We start from the raw sequence: 889 nt of genomic DNA, 5'->3' as shown, positions 1-889 counted from the left end.
CCTTCGAAGGCTAAGTACTCCTTACTGACCGATAGTGAACCAGTACCGTGAGGGAAAGGTGAAAAGCACCCCGACGAGGGGAGTGAAACAGTACCTGAAACCGAACGCCTACAATCAGTCGGAGCTTGACTGGACTCTAATGACAATCTGGGCCAACACTGCAATCATAAATGATTACAGGAGAGACAATATGCCCGGTGGTGAATTTGCGGTAGCGGCCCTGCTTCTGGGGTTGGGCGACATGGTTCTTAACCATTGCCCCAACGACGGTTGCCTGGCCAGAAACGAGGTGCCTGCCTATCTTGGCGTCTCGGCCGGACCTGTGTTCTTTCAGGAGAACACGACAAGTGAAGAGATTTACTTGCGACACACCACTTCCATAGCCCACGGCCCGTTCAATCTCACTTATGGCGGTTCTGTTACGACAGACGGCGAAACATGGGTGGGTTTGGGTGAGAGTGTGAACTTTATCTCAACGAACCAGCGCTGGTACGCGCAGTTCCATGTCATGCCCGGGCTTTATGCCGAGGGTAACGGCGCGGATCTGGGTGGGCCGATCGAAATACGATCAGGCGCCGAGGTGGGATATCAGGCACGCAACAAAATGCGATACGCGGTCAGTTATGATCACCGTTCGAACGGTGGGATTTACGGCAGCAACCCCGGTCTTGAAACATTTCAAGTCAGGGTGTCGTTTCCGCTCAACTGAGCAGAGCGACAGAGCATGAGCCGATATGAAGATTGTTATTAGTGTCCAGTCTTGTGACGGCGTACCTTTTGTATAATGGGTCATCGACTTGGTCTATCTAGCAAGCTTAAGCCGTTAGGTGTAGGCGCAGCGAAAGCGAGTCTTAATAGGGCGCATGAGTTAGATGGATCAGACCCGAAA

Annotated in this window: 1 rRNA gene; it reads left to right on the top strand. The window is 52.4% G+C overall.

Annotated elements, in window-relative coordinates:
* A 23S ribosomal RNA gene (locus ROG8370_RS19950) occupies positions 1-889 on the top strand; the annotation flags it as partial.

Origin of the sequence: Roseovarius gaetbuli, from assembly GCF_900172365.1 — a bacterium.
Classification (GTDB): domain Bacteria; phylum Pseudomonadota; class Alphaproteobacteria; order Rhodobacterales; family Rhodobacteraceae; genus Roseovarius; species Roseovarius gaetbuli.
This window is presented reverse-complemented; position numbering and strand designations above follow the sequence as displayed.